15 protein-coding genes are annotated in these 17,928 nt (G+C 66.6%); 12 read left to right on the forward strand and 3 right to left on the reverse strand.

All coding sequences use genetic code 11. The annotated features are described in order from the left end of the window. Positions 1-411: 411 nt before the first annotated feature. From secG to BUF17_RS11795, 8 genes are all read left to right on the forward strand, one after another. Positions 412-870: a preprotein translocase subunit SecG gene (secG, locus tag BUF17_RS11760; RefSeq protein WP_073628810.1), complete on the forward strand. Its 459-nt coding sequence runs from the start codon at positions 412-414 to the stop codon at positions 868-870. Between the two features lie 261 nt (positions 871-1,131). Further along, entirely contained in the window at positions 1,132-2,757 is a 1,626-nt protein-coding gene (gene pyrG, locus BUF17_RS11765) for a CTP synthase (RefSeq protein ID WP_073628812.1), read from the forward strand. A 2-nt stretch (positions 2,758-2,759) separates the two neighbouring features. Next, positions 2,760-3,686, forward strand: a complete 927-nt coding sequence (locus BUF17_RS11770) for a VOC family protein (RefSeq protein WP_073628814.1) — start codon at positions 2,760-2,762, stop codon at positions 3,684-3,686. Between the two features lie 189 nt (positions 3,687-3,875). Further along, positions 3,876-4,850, forward strand: a complete 975-nt coding sequence (locus BUF17_RS11775) for a class I SAM-dependent methyltransferase (protein WP_175563685.1) — start codon at positions 3,876-3,878, stop codon at positions 4,848-4,850. Positions 4,851-5,168: 318 nt separating this feature from the next. After that, complete coding sequence (gene rpsF / locus BUF17_RS11780; RefSeq protein ID WP_073628819.1) at positions 5,169-5,627, forward strand: 30S ribosomal protein S6; 459 nt, start codon at positions 5,169-5,171, stop codon at positions 5,625-5,627. After that, positions 5,627-5,875 carry a 30S ribosomal protein S18 gene (gene rpsR, locus BUF17_RS11785; protein ID WP_073628821.1) on the forward strand — a complete coding sequence of 83 codons (249 nt, stop codon included), beginning with the start codon at positions 5,627-5,629 and terminating at the stop codon, positions 5,873-5,875. The genes rpsF and rpsR overlap by 1 nt, the downstream gene beginning before the upstream one ends. A 156-nt stretch (positions 5,876-6,031) precedes the next feature. Continuing rightward, the gene (rplI, locus tag BUF17_RS11790) at positions 6,032-6,610 is read left to right on the forward strand and encodes a 50S ribosomal protein L9 (protein WP_073628823.1); all 579 of its coding nucleotides are present in this window, start codon (positions 6,032-6,034) and stop codon (positions 6,608-6,610) included. A 166-nt stretch (positions 6,611-6,776) separates the two neighbouring features. Then, positions 6,777-8,045, forward strand: a complete 1,269-nt coding sequence (locus tag BUF17_RS11795; protein ID WP_073628825.1) for a cyclopropane fatty acid synthase — start codon at positions 6,777-6,779, stop codon at positions 8,043-8,045. A 162-nt stretch (positions 8,046-8,207) separates the two neighbouring features. Here the strand turns inward: BUF17_RS11795 and BUF17_RS11800 are convergent, their stop codons facing one another. Then, positions 8,208-9,575: an L-serine ammonia-lyase gene (locus BUF17_RS11800; RefSeq protein ID WP_073628828.1), complete on the reverse strand. Its 1,368-nt coding sequence runs from the start codon at positions 9,573-9,575 to the stop codon at positions 8,208-8,210. A gap of 269 nt (positions 9,576-9,844) precedes the next feature. Here BUF17_RS11800 and BUF17_RS11805 point away from each other — a divergent pair, with 269 nt between their 5' ends. Further along, a complete protein-coding gene (locus tag BUF17_RS11805; protein ID WP_073628830.1) occupies positions 9,845-10,444 on the forward strand; it encodes a glycoside hydrolase family 19 protein in 600 nt (199 codons plus the stop codon). Between the two features lie 105 nt (positions 10,445-10,549). Here the strand turns inward: BUF17_RS11805 and ilvD are convergent, their stop codons facing one another. Continuing rightward, entirely contained in the window at positions 10,550-12,403 is a 1,854-nt protein-coding gene (gene ilvD, locus BUF17_RS11810) for a dihydroxy-acid dehydratase (protein ID WP_073629296.1), read from the reverse strand. 380 nt (positions 12,404-12,783) lie between these two features. Between ilvD and BUF17_RS11815 the strand changes: the two genes are divergently transcribed. From BUF17_RS11815 to infA, 3 genes are all read left to right on the forward strand, one after another. Continuing rightward, on the forward strand, positions 12,784-14,427 hold the full coding sequence (locus tag BUF17_RS11815; RefSeq protein WP_073628832.1) for a Na/Pi symporter: 1,644 nt from the start codon (positions 12,784-12,786) through the stop codon (positions 14,425-14,427). 237 nt (positions 14,428-14,664) lie between these two features. After that, positions 14,665-16,197, forward strand: a complete 1,533-nt coding sequence (locus tag BUF17_RS11820) for a DEAD/DEAH box helicase (RefSeq protein WP_073628834.1) — start codon at positions 14,665-14,667, stop codon at positions 16,195-16,197. A 63-nt stretch (positions 16,198-16,260) separates the two neighbouring features. Then, positions 16,261-16,536, forward strand: coding sequence for a translation initiation factor IF-1 (infA, locus tag BUF17_RS11825; protein ID WP_073628836.1), 276 nt, complete (start codon positions 16,261-16,263; stop codon positions 16,534-16,536). Between the two features lie 96 nt (positions 16,537-16,632). Here the strand turns inward: infA and ppaT are convergent, their stop codons facing one another. After that, complete coding sequence (ppaT, locus tag BUF17_RS11830; RefSeq protein WP_073628838.1) at positions 16,633-17,811, reverse strand: pyridoxamine--pyruvate transaminase; 1,179 nt, start codon at positions 17,809-17,811, stop codon at positions 16,633-16,635. Between the last annotated feature and the right edge of the window lie 117 nt (positions 17,812-17,928).

The following is a 17,928-nucleotide window of genomic DNA, read 5'->3' on the forward strand; positions in this document are numbered from 1 at the left end:
TGAAATGATCCGGCGCGAAACCGGCCGGCATCGTGGCGCCGGGTAAAACCGCCATGGCCGTTGCATTTCCCGCGTGTGCGGGAGGCGCGCTGGTTTAGCAGGTCGGAAAACGCAGGCCAACCGTTGATGCCCGCGCTCGCGTGCGCGGGAATTGGCGCCGGAAAGCGCACGCAGCCGCCACTTTGTCAAGGCGAACCCGGTCTTCCGCGACCGTCCGGCGAGGCCCCGCCCGGCGCAATCCACCTCCGCATCGACCGGGGTGGAAAGCCGCACGGCAATCGTGTATGGAAGCCGCGACTTTCATGATCCCATGGCGTCGCGTTCGGCTTCCATTCCGGTTCCGGCTTCCTATCTGTGAGGTCGTGGCCGCCCTGTCCGAATTGCGGCGCAAGGAATTGCGGCAAACAATCGATGATAACCGTCCTCATCGCCGTCCACCTGATAATCGTGCTCGCGCTCGTCGCCGTCGTCCTGCTGCAGCGGTCGGAAGGCGGCGCGCTCGGCATCGGCGGAGGCGGTGGGTTCTTCTCGAGCCGCGGCACCGCGAATGTGCTGACGCGCACCACGGCGATCCTGGCGGGCCTGTTCTTCATCACGTCGCTGAGCCTGACGCTGCTCGCCCACGTGAACAGCGGCTCCGGCTCGATCCTGCAGCAGCTCGGCGGCAGCGGCACGGGCGCCGCCATTCCCAATGACACCCGCGGCGACGGCAAGGGCATCCTCGACACGCTGCGCGGCAACGCGCCCGCGTCGGACACCCCGGCCGCGCCCGCGCAGCAGGGTTCCGAGGCCTCCGCGCCGACCAACCAGGCGCCCGCCGCGACGCCTGCTCCGGCGCCGTCGGGACCGCAGGTTCCGAATTCGCAGTAAGCTTGTCGGGCGGCACATCGCCGCCCGATCCGCATGGACCGGCCCGAGCCCCCCGCCCGCGGAGGGGCAAGGGCCGTGTTTTGTTGAAAGACAGGACGCAGCCTCCTCCGGCGGCGTCCGAGGTTCGGGACGTCTTTGGCGACGGCCGGTCGCCTTGGCAAATCCCGTGCTTGAACAATGCGTTATCGCATCGTGTCGGCGCTCGCTCAGCGGCACGGTGCAGTAGCCGAATCGCTCAACCCGTTGATAAGGTGAACTCCCATGGCGCGGTACGTCTTCATAACCGGCGGCGTGGTCTCTTCTCTGGGAAAAGGTCTCGCATCGGCCGCTCTCGGAGCGTTGCTTCAGGCACGCGGTTTCACCGTGCGGCTTCGCAAGCTCGACCCCTACCTCAACGTCGATCCGGGCACGATGTCGCCCTACCAGCACGGTGAGGTGTTCGTCACCGACGACGGCGCCGAGACGGACCTCGACCTCGGTCATTACGAGCGGTTCACCGGACGTCCCGCAACCAAGCGGGACAACATCACCACCGGGCGCATCTATCAGGACATCATCACCAAGGAACGCCGCGGCGATTATCTCGGCGGAACCGTGCAGGTGATCCCGCACGTCACCGATGCCATCAAGGCTTTCGTGCTGGCCGGCAACGATGATGTGGACTTCGTGCTCGTAGAGATCGGCGGCACGGTCGGCGATATCGAAGGCCTGCCGTTCTTCGAGGCGATCCGCCAGCTCGGCAACGAGCTGCCGCGTGGCCATGCGGTGTTCATCCACCTGACGCTGATGCCCTACATCCCAAGCGCCGGCGAGATGAAGACAAAGCCGACGCAGCACTCCGTGAAGGAGCTGCGCTCCATCGGCATCCAGCCGGACATCCTCCTGGTGCGCTGCGACCGGCCGCTGCCGGAATCCGAGCGGCGCAAGCTCTCGCTGTTCTGCAATGTGCGCCAGGAAGCCGTGATCGCGGCCCAGGATGTGGCTTCGATCTACGACGTGCCGATCGCCTACCACCGCGAGGGGCTGGATGACGAAGTGCTCGCCGCCTTCGGCATCGAGGCGCCGGCCCCGGACGTGAGCATGTGGGCCACCATCGCCGACCGGGTGAACAACCCCGAAGGCGAGGTCACCATCGCGGTCGTCGGCAAGTACACCGAGCTCAAGGACGCCTACAAGTCGCTGATCGAGGCGCTGGTCCACGGCGGCATCGCCAACAACGTGCGCGTGAAGATCGAGTGGATCGAGTCGGAGATCTTCGAGAAGGAAGACCCGGCGCCGTGGCTGGAGCGCGTCAACGGCATTCTCGTGCCCGGCGGCTTCGGCGAGCGCGGCTCGGAAGGCAAGATCGCCGCGGCCGGCTTCGCCCGCCGCCGCAACGTGCCCTATTTCGGCATCTGCTTCGGCATGCAGATGGCTGTGATCGAGGCGGTGCGCAGCCTCGTCGGCATTCCGCAGGCGAGTTCCACCGAGTTCGGCGCCACGCCGGAGCCGGTCGTCGGCCTGATGACCGAGTGGCTGAAGGGCAACGAGCTGGAGACCCGGGCCGCCAACGGCGATCTCGGCGGCACCATGCGGCTCGGCGCCTATGACGCGGTGCTCGCACCCGGCAGCAAGATCGCCGGGATCTACGGCACCACCAGCATCTCGGAGCGCCACCGCCATCGCTACGAGGTGAACATCGGCTATCGCGACCGGCTGGAGCAGTGCGGGGTGCGGTTCTGCGGCATGTCGCCGGACGGCCTGCTGCCGGAAACCATCGAACTGGCGAACCATCCCTGGTTCATCGGCGTGCAGTACCATCCGGAGCTGAAGTCGCGGCCGTTCGCGCCGCACCCGCTGTTCGCCTCGTTCATCGCCGCGGCGATCGAGCAGAGCCGGCTCGTCTGACGATGGCGGCGGACGCGGCTCTGCCGGCACGCACGGACGGACCGACCCGCGGAATCGACCATATCGTCCAGGTCGTGACGGACCTCGAGGAAGCGGCGGCGTGCTATCGCGCCCTCGGCTTCACGACGACCCCACCCGCGCGTCATCCGTTCGGGACGGGCAACATCCTGGTCCAGTTCGCGAACCGGAGCTTCCTCGAACTTCTGACCGTCGTCGATCCGGCCGCGATCGAAGAGCCCGGGCCGGGCCGATTTTCGTTCGCAGCGTTCAACCGCGATGCGCTGGCCTCCCATGGCGAAGGCGGTGCGATGGTGGTGGTGCGCAGCAACGACGCCGCGGCGGACCGGGCAGCCTTCGCCGCCGCCGGCCTGCCGGTGTTCGAGCCGTTCGGCTTCGAGCGCACCGCCACGGGTCCGGACGGCGTTGCCCGCAAGGTGGCATTCTCGCTCACCTTCACGGGCGATCCGGAGGCGCCGGACGTCGGCATCTTCGCCTGCCAGAGCCACTATCCGGAGAATTTCTGGAAGCCGGACTTCCAGCGCCACGACAACGGTGCACATGGCATCGCCGGCATCGTGATCTCCACCCCGCGGCCGGATGCCTCCGCTGCGGTTTGGGCCGCCGTGACCGGTGCGATACCGCGCCCTGTGGCCGGTGGGCTTTCGTTCGACACGGCCGACGGAGACGTGACGCTGCTCACGCCAGAGTCCATCAGGGAACGATGGGGCATCTCCATTCCGGCCGATCGATCCATTCGTCCGCATATTATCGCCATGCGGATCGCAATGCCCGAATTCCACCACACGAGCGCCGGAATCTGGTTCGAGAAGATTGAGCACGGCAACGCGGGAGCGGTTCGAATCGTTCCCCCGGGCCGCGCCCATGGCCTGATGCTCATCATCGAGACGATGGGAAGTCGGGTCCTGTGATTCCTGAAACAACGGATCGGTCCCGCCGGTCCTGACGATATGGCGATGGTGTCAGCCGGGTTTGTCGTGTCAGCTGTCCTTCGCGCCGCTACACGCCTGCCTGCTGCCCTGGCTTCTATCGAGGTTGCTTAGATGGTGCTGACGACCCCCGGCAGAACGACGAACGCAGCCGCCTCGCAGAGCGGGGCCATGTCCGCCGGACCGCAGGGCACTCCGACACCGCCAGCCCGGCCAACGCTGATGGATGCGCTGGCCCCGATCGCCTCCCGACATACCCAGATCAAGCCGCCGCCGTCGCCCTCCGCGATGCGCCCCCGCCGCCCCAACGCGGCCGAGCTGCGCGGCGTCGCCGAGACGGCGCTGATCTCGCTCGCGGCCCGCGCAGTGGCCCCCAAGCGCTTTCCGCACCTGCGCTTCCGCGATCCCCTCGCTGAGGCGGCCGCGCGTGACCTTCGCCTCGACGTCGAGCGCTATGCCGACACCGACCAGCGCTCGCTCGACATCATCGCCCGCTCCTGGATTCTGGACGAGCTGGTCGGCGGCTTCACCAGCCGCTTCGCCAATGCCCAGATTCTCAACCTGGGCGCCGGCCTCACGACGCAGTTCCACCGCATGGACAACGGCTTCATGACGTGGATCGACGTGGACCTGCCGGAGATCGTCGAGCTGCGCAACGCCCTGCTGCCGTCGCGCGCCCGCCAGCGCTCGGTGGCGAGCGATCTCAACCGGCAGGACTGGGCGCAGTCGTTGCCGCTGCGCAAGGCGCCGACGCTGGTGCTGATCGAAGGCGTGACGATGTTCCTCGACCCGGCGGTTGTGCGCCGGCTGTTCGACGACCTTGCCGCCATCACCACGGGTCTCGACGCCGAACTGGTGTTCGATTTCGTGCCGAAGGCGCTCTGCGGCCGGCCGGACGCGATCAATGCCGTGGTGCGCGGACGCAACGAAGCCGGCGGCAAGCCGGTACTGTTCCGCTGGGGCATCCGGCGCGACCGCGAACTCAATGCCGGCGTGAAGGAATGGACGCTCGTCCGTAATCTGCCGATCGAACCGCCGGCCCAGGCCGCGCCGCGCAAGCTGATGAACCGGCTCTTGAACCCGTTCGGCGGCAGCGGCCCGCGCCGCGGCATCGCGCAGATGCGCCGGGCACCGGATCCGGCCTGATTCCATGTCTTGATTCCGGTTCCGGCGTCCCGTTCGGCGGGACGCCACGTTCCCGGCGTGCAGATTTCCCCACGCCCCGGGTGGACTTTTCCCGCTCCATCGCGTAGAGAACCGGCGCTGCACCGGCTTGGCCGGAGGCTGAACGGAAGGCCGTGCCTGCACGATACCTCATCCTCGAGGTGAAGGGCATGCCGGATGGACCCATGAGGGTTCGCGCTTCCCGTGTCTCCGCTCACGAAGACGAAGAGACGAATGCCTTTCCAAAGGCTTCGACGGGGCTCCGCGCCAGCTGTGCATTGAACGAGGAAAGGCAGAACCATGGCTCTTTACGAGCATGTATTCCTGGCCCGGCAGGACGTGTCCGGGCAGCAGGTCGATGGCCTGATCGAGCAGTTCAAGGGCATTCTCGAGCAGAACGGCGGCAAGGTCGCCAAGATCGAGAACTGGGGCCTGAAGACGCTCGCCTACCGCATCCGCAAGAACCGCAAGGCGCACTATGCGCTGCTCAACATCGACGCTCCGGCTCCGGCCGTGGCCGAGATGGAGCGCCAGATGCGCCTCAACGAAGACGTGCTGCGCTTCATCACCGTGCGCGTCGACGAGCTCGAGGAAGGTCAGTCCGTCATGCTGCAGAAGCGTGACCGCGACGACCGTCGCCGCGGCCGTGGCGATCGCGAGTTCGAGGGTGGTGGCGGCGGCCGTGATCGCGACCGCGATCGTGACGATCGCCCGCGCCGCCGCCGTGAAGACGACTTCGGAAGCATGGACAACGAATAATGATCGACATCGCTCAGTTGCCGACCCGCCGGCCGTTCTTCCGCCGTCGCAAGACCTGCCCGTTCTCCGGCCCGAACGCGCCGAAGATCGACTACAAGGACGTGAAGCTGCTCCAGCGCTACATCTCCGAGCGCGGCAAGATCGTGCCCTCGCGCATCACCGCCGTTTCGCAGAAGAAGCAGCGTGAGCTCGCCCGCGCCATCAAGCGCGCGCGCTTCCTGGGCCTTCTGCCCTACGTCCTGAAGTAACTTCAGGATCGATTCGCGCGGCGCGGGCGGTGTCCGGCACAAAGCCGGGTTCCGCCCGCGTCGTATTTTCCGTCTGGACCAGACCGATCCCCAAGGGGGGACGCCGTCAGGCCCTAACCGTCCAGAATGGACGGGACAGACCCGAGGAGACTACCCATGGACGTCATCCTGCTCGAGCGTATCGCCAAGCTCGGCCAGATGGGCGACGAAGTCCGCGTGCGCGACGGCTTCGCCCGTAACTTCCTGCTGCCGCAGGGCAAGGCGCTGCGCGCGACCGCCGCGAACCGCAAGCGCTTCGAGAACGAGCGCGTGCACCTCGAGGCCCGCAATCTCGAGCGCCGCACCGAGGCCGAGGCCGTTGCCGCCAAGCTCGACGGCCAGAGCTTCGTGACCGTTCGCCAGGCGGGCGAGACCGGCCACCTCTATGGCTCGGTTTCTTCGCGCGATATCGCCGCTCTGATCGATGCCGGCGGCTTTGCGATCAATCGCACCCAGGTGGTGCTGAACCACCCGATCAAGTCGATCGGTCTGCACAAGATCGAGATCGCCCTGCATCCGGAAGTCAGCGCCTCGATCACCCTCAACATCGCCCGCTCGGCGGACGAGGCCGAGCGCCAGGCGCGCGGCGAGGACCTGACCAAGCGCGGTCAGGGCTTCGAGTTCGAGGACGACGAGGAAGAGGAAGAAGACGCGATCGAGGTCGAAGGCGAGGAAGAGGCTTCCGCCGAGGCCTGATCCCTCCCCGTTCTGGACCGCTGGACACAAAGAAGGCACGATGCCACCCGCATCGTGCCTTTTTTGCGTTCACGCCCTCTTGAGCCGCAGGCGAAATCGGGCATACCATCGTCACTTCCCGATAACCCGATGGTCCGCTCGCATGCGAGCGCTTCGGAGAGTGCCCATGAACCGGCTGCTGCAAGGCTATCTCGCGCGTTCCATACGCCGGGGAAATCTTGAAATTGTCGATGCCAAGGGGCGTACACATCGATTCGGCGACGGTAGTGGCGAGTTGGTGCGGATACGCTTCAAGGACTCGAGGACCGAGCGAAAAGTTTTCCTCAATCCGGAGCACGAATTGGGTGAGGCCGTCATGGACGGCGGCGTCGTGTTCGAACGCGGCCGAATCTACGACTTTCTCGACGTCGTGTTGTCGAATACGCCGAGTACGCTGCCGAGCGCATGGTCGCGATTCGTTTATCGCTGGCGCGTGCTCACCCGGCGTATCAGGCAGCACAATCACGCGGTCGCGTCGCGGCGCAACGTCGCCCACCACTACGATCTCGATGGGCGGCTCTACCGGCTGTTCCTCGATTCGGACCGTCAATATTCCTGCGCCTATTTCGAGACGCCCGACAGCGACCTCGAATCGGCGCAGCTCGCCAAAAAGCGGCATCTGGCCGCAAAGCTGCTGCTGAAGCCGGAACAGAAGGTTCTCGACATCGGCTGCGGCTGGGGCGGGCTCGGGCTCTATCTCGCCGACGTTGGCGGTGTGGACGTGACAGGCGTCACGCTGTCCGAGGAGCAGCACGGTATCGCCAACGAGCGTGCCGTGGAACGCGGTCTGAAGGATCGGGCCCGATTCCACCTGAAGGACTATCGCGCGCTCGACGAGAGCTTCGACCGCATCGTCTCTGTCGGCATGTTCGAACATGTGGGCGTCGGACATTTCGGGGAGTTCTTCGGCAAGGTCGCCCGTCTGATGAAGCCGGACGGCGTGATGGTCCTGCATTCCATCGGCCGCTTCGACGGACCGGGCGACACCAATTCCTGGATCCAGAAATATATCTTCCCCGGCGGCTACATCCCGGCCCTGTCCGAAGTGCTGCCCGTCATCGAGCGCTCGGGCCTCAAGGTGACGGACATCGAGATCCTGCGCCTGCACTATGCCGAGACGCTGAAGGCGTGGCGGGAGCGCTTCCTGGAACGTCGCGACGAAGCGCTGAAGCTGTATGACGAGCGCTTCTGCAGGATGTGGGAATTCTATCTCGCTGCCTCAGAGACGGCGTTCCGGTATCAGGACATGATGGTGTTCCAGATCCAGCTCACGCGCAGCCAGCACGCGGTGCCGCTCACCCGCGACTATATCTACGAGGCGGAGGCGCGACTGCGCGAACAGGAGCGCGAACGCGGAATCGGTGTACCGAGCCCGTTGCGGCTCGCAGGCGAATGACGCTGCCGCAAGCCTGATCCTTGGAAACGCATGATCCCTGGAAACGAATGGGCCGCGGGAGCCTCGCTCCGGCGGCCCATTCGCATCTTACCCATCGCCCGCTTCCGGCCCGCTGACACAAGATGCGGACCCGTCATTCCCGCCGCTCCGCGCGGCGCGCACTCAGCATTCGGTCAAATTGACCGCAAGGCCGCCGAGCGACGTCTCCTTGTATTTCGACTGCATGTCCGCCCCGGTCTGCCGCATGGTGGCGATGACGCGGTCGAGGCTGACATGGTGGGTGCCGTCACCGGACAGTGCCAGCGATGCCGCCGTGATCGCCTTGACGGCGCCGAAGGCGTTACGCTCGATACATGGGATCTGCACGAGCCCACCGATCGGATCGCAGGTCATGCCGAGATGATGTTCCATGCCGATCTCGGCAGCATTCTCGATCTGCGCCGGGGTGCCGCCGAGCGCGGCGGCGAGGCCGGCCGCGGCCATCGAGCAGGCGACTCCGACCTCGCCCTGGCAGCCCACCTCGGCGCCTGAAATCGAGGCGTTCAACTTGAACAGCGCGCCGACCGCGGTGGCCGTCAGCAGGAAGGCTCGAACGCCCGCGATGTCCGAGCCGCAGTGGTCGCGATAATAGCGCAGCACGGCCGGCACAACGCCCGCCGCGCCGTTGGTCGGTGCCGTGACGACGCGGCCGCCGGCCGCGTTCTCCTCGTTGACGGCGATGGCGTAGAGGCTCACCCACTCCATGATCTCGTGAGGCGGCCGCGCATTTGTGGCCGCCACCGCGAGCAGCCGATCGCGCAGGCCCTTGGCCCGCCGCCGCACAGCCAGGCCGCCGGGCAACTCGCCTTCGCTCGAAAGCCCGCGATCGACGCACAGCATCATCGTCGCGAACACGCGGTCGAGGTGCAAATCGACGTCGGCGGCCGGTCTCAGGGCGAGTTCGTTCGCGTAGACAATCTCGGCGATGGATCGGCCTGCCGCAGCCGTATGCGCCACGAGCTCACGTGCCGAGCGGAACGGAAACGGCACCGCCGAGGTATCCGATTGCGGTCGGCCGACCTCCTCCTCCGGTACGACGAACCCGCCACCGACGGAACACCAGCGTGCATGGCCGACGACAGCGCCGCCGGCATCGAATGCGGTGAAGGCAAGCGTGTTCGGATGCACCGGCGTTTCCGCGACGCCGTCGAACACGACGGAGACCTCCGGATCGAAGGGAACAGGGTGACGGCCGGCGAGCGGCAGCACATGACGCTGCTTCAGATCCACGAACAGCCGTTCGGCCTCATCCGGATCGATGGTCTCAGGCTGAAGCCCGGCGAGGCCGAGAATAACGGCCTTGTCCGTGGCATGGCCGCGCCCGGTCCAGGCGAGCGAGCCGAACAGCTCGACGCGGACGGACGAGACCTCCGCGAGAATGCCGGCTGCGACGAGCCCGCCGGCAAAGGCGTTCGCGGCCTTCATCGGCCCGACGGTGTGCGACGAAGACGGCCCGATGCCGATCTTGAACAGCTCGAAGACGCTGATCAACCCATTCCCCCAAAGCTCGAAAGGACCGGAGCCGCTTCCCCGATCGGCACCCGGATTTGCATCCGTCCAGACTATGACGCGGTTTGCAGCGCGTCACACGCGGCATCTCGCTCCAGCACGCCTTATCCCCGCGGTGCAACAGTCACACGCCGCCGCTTCCAGAGGGCGCGGCAGGCAAAGTAAAAAGATGTCCGCTCCCGATCGTAGCCGGCGAAGATAGACACGTCGCGCGTGCATTTCCATCGCGCGCCGCTTGCGAGGGGAGCAACATGGTGGTGAACGGGTCCGTCGTCTCCGGTCTGGAGGCGCTTCTGAAACGCAAGGCGACACCAGCCCACCGTGCGGGCCTCGATGCCATCCTCGGCGCCTGGGGCACCTTCGGAGGAAGCCACGACGGCCGCCGCCTCGCCTACGTGCTGGCGACCGCCTACCACGAGACGGCAGGCACGATGCAGCCGGTCGCCGAATATGGCAGCGACGCCTACAAGCGCACCCTCTACGACATTGCCGGCCGCGATCCGGCGCGCGCCCGGTTGATGGGCAACACCCAGCCCGGCGACGGCGTGCGCTATGCCGGCCGCGGCTTCGTGCAGCTGACGTGGAAGAACAACTATGCCCTCGCGGGCCGCAAGCTCGGCCTCGATCTCGTCGCCCGACCGGACGACGCCCTGAAGCCGGACATCGCCGCACGCATCCTCATGGCCGGAATGGCTGAAGGCTGGTTCACCGGCAAGACGCTCGCCACCTACATCGATGGCGGCACCTGCGACTGGAAGGGGGCGAGGCGCATCGTCAACGGCACCGACAAGGCCGACCTGATCGCCGGCTATGCGCGCCGCTTCCACGCGGTCATCGGCGACGTGGCCTGACAAGCCGGACGATCAAGACGGAGACGAAAAAGGCCCGGACTGAGCGGTCCGGGCCTTCAAGACGGATCGGAGATGACGCGCGCGTAGAGCGCACGCCTGCGCAGGTCAGAGCTGCTCGAGGCGCGTCACGTCGCGCACGGCGCCCTGATCGGCGGAGGTGGTCATCGCCGCATAGGCACGTAGCGCGGCCGAGACCTTGCGCTCGCGCGTCGCCGGCTTCCACGCCTTCGCCCCCTTGGCATCCATGGCCGCGCGGCGGCGGACGAGTTCCGCCTCGTCGATGGCGAGGCGGATGACGCGGTTCGGGATGTCGATCTCGATCCTGTCACCCGGCTCCACGAGCCCGATGGCACCGCCCTGCGCTGCCTCAGGCGAGGCGTGACCGATGGAGAGACCGGACGTGCCGCCGGAGAAACGGCCGTCGGTGATGAGCGCGCACGCCTTGCCGAGGCCTTTCGACTTCAGGTAGCTGGTCGGATAAAGCATTTCCTGCATGCCGGGACCGCCGCGCGGCCCCTCGTAGCGGATGACCACCACGTCGCCGGCGACGACCTTGCCGCCGAGAATGCCCTCGACCGCGTCGTCCTGACTCTCGAACACCTTCGCGGGACCGGAGAACACGAGGATGCTCGCGTCGACGCCCGCGGTCTTCACGATGCAGCCCTTTTCGGCGAGGTTGCCATAGAGCACCGCGAGGCCGCCATCCTTGGAGAAGGCATGCTCCACGTCGCGGATGACGCCCTTCTCGCGGTCGAGATCGAGTTCCTTGTAACGGCGATCCTGGCTGAAGGCGACCTGGGTGGGGATGCCGCCCGGCGAGGCGCGGAAGAAGGTGGCGACCGACTCGGAATTGGAGCGCTTCACGTCCCAGCGGTCGAGCGCCTTGCCGAGGGTTTCGGCATGGACGGTCGGCAGGTCCGCATGGATCAGCCCGCCGCGGTCGAGTTCGCCGAGGATCGCCATGATGCCGCCGGCGCGGTGCACGTCCTCGATGTGGACGTTGGACACGGCCGGCGCGACCTTGCAGACGCACGGCACACGGCGCGACAGGCGGTCGATGTCCTTCATGGTGAAGTCGACGCCCGCCTCATGGGCGGCGGCCAGCAGATGCAGCACGGTGTTGGTCGATCCGCCCATGGCGATGTCGAGCGTCATCGCATTCTCGAACGCCTCGAAGCTCGCGATGGAGCGCGGCAGCACGCTGGCGTCGTCCTGCTCGTAATAGCGACGTGCGAGATCGACGATCAGGTGACCGGCCTCGACGAACAGCCGGCGCCGATCCGCGTGGGTTGCGACCACGGTGCCGTTGCCCGGCAGGGAAAGGCCGAGCGCCTCGGTCAGGCAGTTCATGGAATTGGCGGTGAACATGCCGGAGCACGACCCGCAGGTCGGGCACGCGGAGCGCTCGATCACCTGCACGTCCGCGTCCGAAATGGTGTCGTCGGCGGCCGCGACCATGGCATCGACCAGATCGAGCGCCTTCTCCTTGCCGCCGATCTTCACCTTGCCGGCTTCCATGGGGCCGCCGGAGACGAACACCACCGGGATGTTGAGGCGCATCGCGGCCATCAGCATACCGGGCGTGATCTTGTCGCAGTTCGAGATGCACACCATCGCGTCCGCGCAATGCGCGTTGACCATGTATTCGACGCTATCGGCGATGATCTCGCGCGACGGCAGCGAATAGAGCATGCCGTCGTGGCCCATCGCGATGCCGTCGTCGACAGCGATCGTGTTGAACTCTTTGGCGACGCCGCCGGCTTCCTCGATCTCGCGCGCGACAAGCTGGCCGAGATCCTTGAGGTGAACGTGGCCGGGCACGAACTGGGTGAAGGAATTTACGACGGCGATAATCGGCTTGCCGAAATCCTGGTCCTTCATGCCCGTCGCGCGCCAAAGGCCGCGCGCACCGGCCATGTTGCGGCCGTGGGTGGTCGTCCGGGAGCGATAAGCAGGCATCGTCGTCATTCCTCACGATTGCGGCAGGCCTCCCTCGCAGTTTGGAAGGGTTCGACAGCCGCGACGCCTTCCATCTATAGGAGGCTGGCGGTTTTGGCATCCCCCGACGGCAAAAAACAAGCCCGGTTCTGTTATTTTATTCCAAAAGAATGCCTTCAAACGACCGGATCGAAGCGAAGCACACCCCGGAAGCGCCCGCTCACCACGCTGTGATCGCCCGTTCCGGCAATGTCGGAAGGGCTTGCGCCTTCACAATTCGGATGGTGAATGAAACAATCGGAAAGTCAGCCACCGGCTTCGTCCACTCTCCCGCGATGTCGTGCGCCTGAAGATCCGCCGATCCCCGCCCTCTCATCGCCCGCACTTCCGGAGGCATCTGAATGTCCGTCGTCGTCGGCCTGCTTGCCGGTCTCGGATTCATCTTCATCGGCACCCAGTTCCTGACGGCGAACATGAAGCAGGTGGCGGGTCCGCCCTTCCACCGCCTCGTCGCGAAGGCCACGGGCAATCCCTGGAAGGCGACGCTGGTCGGTGTCGCGGCCGGCGCCATCATCCAGAGCACCAACGCCGTCACGTTCATCGTGATCAGTCTCGTCACGGCCGGGGCGACGACGGTACGGGCGGCAATGCCGATCGTCACGTGGTCGTATGCGGGGTCGACGCTCAGACTGCTGCTGGCGTCGTTCGACATCACCCTCGTCATCATGTCCGGCATCGCGCTGGTCGGGCTCGCGTTCCTGCTGGGCTACGACCGGGATGCGCGCTACCGCAACCTCGTTGCTGCCCTGCTCGGGCTCATGCTGCTGCTCTACGGTGTGCAGCTGATGGTCGCCGCTGCCGTGCCGCTGCGCGATTCGGCGGGGCTCCACGCCGTCCTCGCCATTGCAGACAGCTTCTATTTCTGGGGCTTCATCGCCGGCACGGCGCTTGCGGCCGTCATCCAGGGCCAGACGGTTTCCGTCATCGCGGTCGCGCTCGCCTCGGCCGGCGTGATCGACATCGATCAGACCTTCCTGATCGTGGTCGGCGCCAATCTCGGCACCGGCATCATGTCGGTCACCCAGGGCGCTGGGCTGTCGGGAACCGCGCGGCAGCTCAATCTCTACCAGCTCCTGCTCAAGCTCATCGGCGTCGCCGTGATGCTGCCGCTGCTGAGTGTCGAGCACTATACCGGCATCCCCCTGATCCGCGCCTTCGTGACACACCTGACGGCGGATGCCGCGCTTCAGGTGACGGCCGTGCACTGGATGTTCCAGATCGTCTCCGCACTGGTCGCCTCGGCGATCAATAACCCGCTGTTCCGCATCATCGAGCGCTGGAGCCCGCCCACCAGCGAGGAGACGCTCAGCAAGCCCGCCTTCATCACGCCCGTGCTGGAGAGCCAGCCGGTAGCGGCGATCACGATGGCAGAGCAGGAGCAGCTTCGCCTGTTGCGCCGGCTGCCGCATTTCCTCGACCGCGCCCGCATCGATGCCGAGCCTTATCCGAGCGACGACGAAACCGCGCGGCTCGCGGCGAACATCTCCCCTTCCGTCCTGCGCAAGTCGGGCGACGAGCTGGCAGACGCCATCGACGGCTTCCTGAAGAACACACTGCGAAATCCCGGCAAGCAGGCCGAGATGGACAGGCTGATGGGACTGTGGAATCGCAACCAGCAAATCCATGGTCTGCACATCGCGCTCGCACATCTCGGCAAGGGACTGTCCGACATGCGCAAGATCCCGGCGCTTGCCCCTCCCGCAGCCGTGATCGCCGAGTCCACCCATGCGATGCTCTCGGCGGTCGTCTCGGAACTCGAGGACTTCGACGCCGATTCACTGCCGATCATCCGTGCACTGACGAAGGATCGCTCAGAAGTATTGAAGAAGATGCGGCACGACATGGTCGAGCGTGCGCCCGACCTCGCCGCCGCGGACCGTCAGGCGTTGTGGTCGGCGATGGACCAGCTCGAACAAACGACATGGCTGTTGCGCCGATTCACGCTGAACCTGGCCGAGGATCGCCACTTGGAAGGGAAAGCCTGAGTCAAAAAGGCGGTTCGGCTTGACTTTCGCGCGAAGTTCGCCATTTATCCGGCGTGCACCGGCCGCGTGAACGGGATTTCGCCTCCAATCGAAATCGTCGGCCTGCCGAGCGCTCATCACGACATAGCAGACTGCCCAGTCACGCGGGGCGTCCTTTAGAACCCGCGAATGGCCGTTTTGGCCGCGTTGTTCCGCGCGCCCCGTCGGATGATTCGCCCATGAACGAAAGATTTCTTTTTGTCGACTTTTAACGAACTCGGCTTGGCCGAGCCGATTCTGAAGGCGCTCGCCCACGAGGGCTACGATGCGCCGACCCCGATCCAGGCCCAGGCAATTCCGCACGTCCTGCGCGGCAAGGACCTTCTCGGCATCGCCCAGACGGGCACCGGCAAGACCGCAGCGTTCGCGCTGCCGATCCTCAACCACCTCGAACTCAATCGCACCCGCCGGGTCGGCCGCCGCGCCTGCCGCGTTCTGGTGCTGTCGCCGACACGCGAACTCGCCGGCCAGATCCTCGATTCCTTCCGCGCCTATGGCCGGTTCATGAAGGTCACCTCCGCGCTCGCCATCGGCGGCGTGCCGGTCGGCCGGCAGGCCCGCAGCCTCATGCCCGGCGTCGATGTGCTCGTCGCCACCCCGGGCCGCGTGATCGACCTCTACGAGCAGGGCGCGATCAAGTTCGACGAGATCGAGATCCTGGTGCTCGACGAAGCCGATCGGATGCTGGAAGTGGGCTTCGTCCACGCCATCCGTTCTATTATCGCCAAGCTGCCGGAGGTCCGTCAGGGCCTGTTCTTCTCGGCCACCATGCCGAAGGAGATCGCCGATCTCGCCGAACGCCTGCTGCGCGAGCCGGCGACCGTGTCGGTCACGCCGGTCGCCAAGACGGCGGACCTGATCGAGCAGCGCGTGCTGTTCATCGACCAGGGTGCCAAGGGCCGGCTTCTGGCAGACGTCCTGACCAAGGAGCCGATCGACCGCGCCATCGTGTTCACCCGCACCAAGCACGGCGCGGACCGCGTGGTGCGCGGCCTTGCGGGTGCCGACATCGCCGCCGAGGCGATTCACGGCAACAAGTCGCAGGGCCAACGCGAGCGTGCGCTCCAGTCCTTCCGCCAGGGTCGTGTGAAGATCCTCGTCGCGACCGATATCGCCGCCCGCGGCATCGACGTCGACGGCGTCAGCCACGTTGTGAATTACGACCTGCCGAACGTGCCGGAGAGCTACGTTCACCGCATCGGCCGCACCGGCCGCGCCGGCGCGTCGGGTATCGCCATCTCGTTCTGCTCCAACGACGAGCGCGACGATCTGAAGGCGATCGAGAAGCTGATCCGCCAGCGCGTGCCGCTCGGCGACAGCAACTTCGCCGAACTGAAGCCGGATCCGCGCCCGGCGCCGGGCGAGGTGGAAACTGCCTCCACCGGCAACGGTGGCGGCCGCAACCGCGGCGGGCAGCGCCAGCGCGGTCCGCAGCAGCCGGGCGGCTTCCGCAACGGCGGCCGCGGCCAGGGCCAGGGCCGCTCCGACGGCGGCAATCGCCCACCCCGTCGCGAAGGCGGCGAGCTGCAGTCTGCCCCCGCTGGCGAGCGTGACGGCCGCCGCGACGGTCATTCCGGCTCCGCGCGCCCGAATGCCGGCCGGCCTCATGGCGCAGGCCGCAGCGACGGCGGCCGCCGGGCCGACGATCTCTCCGGTGTCCGGTTCCTGTCCCGAAAGCCGCGTGAGGAACGCGGCGAGGGCCGGCACGCCCACCACGACGGCAACCACTGACGGCCGATCGGCCTTCGCTCAAAAACCGCTTGTAAAAAAGTTCGCTTGAAGGAGATCAACTCCATGGCCAAGGAAGAGCTGCTCGAATTCGACGGCATCGTGACGGAAGTGCTGCCGGACGGCCATTTCCGCGTTACCCTCGACAACGACCATCAGGTGCTCGCCTATGCGGCAGGCCGGATGAAGAAGAACCGGATCAAGACGCTGGTCGGCGACCGCGTGACGGTCGAGATGTCGCCCTACGATCTCGACAAGGGCCGGATCAACTTCCGCCACAAGACGGGCGCCCCGCCGCCGTCGTCCGCGCCGGCCCGCCGGCCGCCGCCGCGTCGCCGCTGAGCCGCACGCCCTCAATGAAAAAGCCCCGGCGGGAGCGATCCTGCCGGGGCTTTTTTTCATGCCTTGCGGACGGCGCCGTGCGGCGTGCGCCTCGCATCACATCGCGGCGTCGATCACCGCCATCGCCGCCTCCGTCCCGGCGCCTATATCGACCTTTTGGCCGATGGCGCGGAATGCGCCGCCCAGCGCGGTGAGACCGATGACCGCGTGAAGCGGGCGCGCCGTCGGCCCCATGTGGCCGAGGCGGACGAGCTTGCCAGCGGTTTCGCGCATGCCAGCCGAGATCATCACGCCATAGCGGCCGCGGATCGCCCGGCGCAGTTCACCGTCGTCGATGCCGTCCGGAATACGCACGGCCGTCGCCGTGGGCGAGGCGACCGCTTCGCTCGCCGCCCACAGATCGAGCCCCATCGCCACGACGCCGGCCCGGAACGCCCGCGCCGTGAGGTCGTGACGCGCCCAGACCCTTTCGGGCCCCTCAGCGAGGTAAAGATCGAGCGCGGCATCGAGACCGTAGATCTCTGACACCGAGGGTGTGAACGGATAGCCGCGATCGCTGCGCCAGGCTTCCTTCCAGTCGAGGATGCTCAGGATCGAGGCGCGAGGCGCATCCGGATTCGCCTCCATCTTCGCCCAGGCCCGCTCCGAGACCCCGAGCAGCGTCAGCCCGGGCGAACCGCCGAGGCACTTGTTGGGGCCGGTCACGAACAGGTCGGAATGGGTCGGCTCGGGATGGACATCCATGCCGCCGAAGGACGACACCGCGTCGACCAGCATGTAGGCGCCGTGGGCGGCCACGATGCGGCCGATCTCCGCAAGCGGATTGATGGTGGCGGATGGCGTATCGTGATGCACCAAGGAAACGACGCGGATATCCGGCCGTGCCTTGAACGCGGCCTCCACCGCGGCGGGATCGATGGCCTCGTTGAACGGCACCTCGAGTTCGATCACCTCGCGGGCGTAGCGCGCCGCCCAGAACGCGAACAGCTTGCCATAGACCCCCGAGGCGAGGTTCAGCACCACATCGTCGCGCGCGATCAGGGAGGCGGCCGCCGCCTCGAGCCCGAGCACCGGCTCGCCCTGCAGGATGACGGGCGCGTTGGACAGCCTGAGCGCCGCCTTGGCCTTCTCGTTGACCTTCTCGTAGAACGCGAGGAAGGCCGGGTCGTAGTGATAGAGCACCGGCTTCGACAGCGCGCGCAGCACCGCGGGATAAACCTCGACGGGACCGCAGCTCAGCGTGAACACCGGATCTTCAATCGCCGGAGCGGACATCGGCCTACCCTCTCGCTGGTCTCTCCCGCGGCCGGACATGGACCGGGCACGCCGCGACGGAGAGGCCATGTTGAATCACGAACCACATGAAGAAGCCGGCCACAGGCTGCGGCGGCG

It is taken from the genome of Pseudoxanthobacter soli DSM 19599 (assembly GCF_900148505.1).
GTDB classification, from domain to species: domain Bacteria; phylum Pseudomonadota; class Alphaproteobacteria; order Rhizobiales; family Segnochrobactraceae; genus Pseudoxanthobacter; species Pseudoxanthobacter soli.

What these genes read in the sequence shown, in the direction of transcription:
- secG (WP_073628810.1), top strand. Translation starts at nt 412, where the DNA reads ATGATAACCGTCCTCATCGCCGTCCACCTGATAATCGTGCTCGCGCTC.
- pyrG (WP_073628812.1), top strand. Translation starts at nt 1,132, where the DNA reads ATGGCGCGGTACGTCTTCATAACCGGCGGCGTGGTCTCTTCTCTGGGA.
- BUF17_RS11770 (WP_073628814.1), top strand. Translation starts at nt 2,760, where the DNA reads ATGGCGGCGGACGCGGCTCTGCCGGCACGCACGGACGGACCGACCCGC.
- BUF17_RS11775 (WP_175563685.1), top strand. Translation starts at nt 3,876, where the DNA reads ATGTCCGCCGGACCGCAGGGCACTCCGACACCGCCAGCCCGGCCAACG.
- rpsF (WP_073628819.1), top strand. Translation starts at nt 5,169, where the DNA reads ATGGCTCTTTACGAGCATGTATTCCTGGCCCGGCAGGACGTGTCCGGG.
- rpsR (WP_073628821.1), top strand. Translation starts at nt 5,627, where the DNA reads ATGATCGACATCGCTCAGTTGCCGACCCGCCGGCCGTTCTTCCGCCGT.
- rplI (WP_073628823.1), top strand. Translation starts at nt 6,032, where the DNA reads ATGGACGTCATCCTGCTCGAGCGTATCGCCAAGCTCGGCCAGATGGGC.
- BUF17_RS11795 (WP_073628825.1), top strand. Translation starts at nt 6,777, where the DNA reads ATGAACCGGCTGCTGCAAGGCTATCTCGCGCGTTCCATACGCCGGGGA.
- BUF17_RS11805 (WP_073628830.1), top strand. Translation starts at nt 9,845, where the DNA reads ATGGTGGTGAACGGGTCCGTCGTCTCCGGTCTGGAGGCGCTTCTGAAA.
- ilvD (WP_073629296.1), bottom strand. Translation starts at nt 12,403, where the DNA reads ATGCCTGCTTATCGCTCCCGGACGACCACCCACGGCCGCAACATGGCC.
- BUF17_RS11815 (WP_073628832.1), top strand. Translation starts at nt 12,784, where the DNA reads ATGTCCGTCGTCGTCGGCCTGCTTGCCGGTCTCGGATTCATCTTCATC.
- infA (WP_073628836.1), top strand. Translation starts at nt 16,261, where the DNA reads ATGGCCAAGGAAGAGCTGCTCGAATTCGACGGCATCGTGACGGAAGTG.
- ppaT (WP_073628838.1), bottom strand. Translation starts at nt 17,811, where the DNA reads ATGTCCGCTCCGGCGATTGAAGATCCGGTGTTCACGCTGAGCTGCGGT.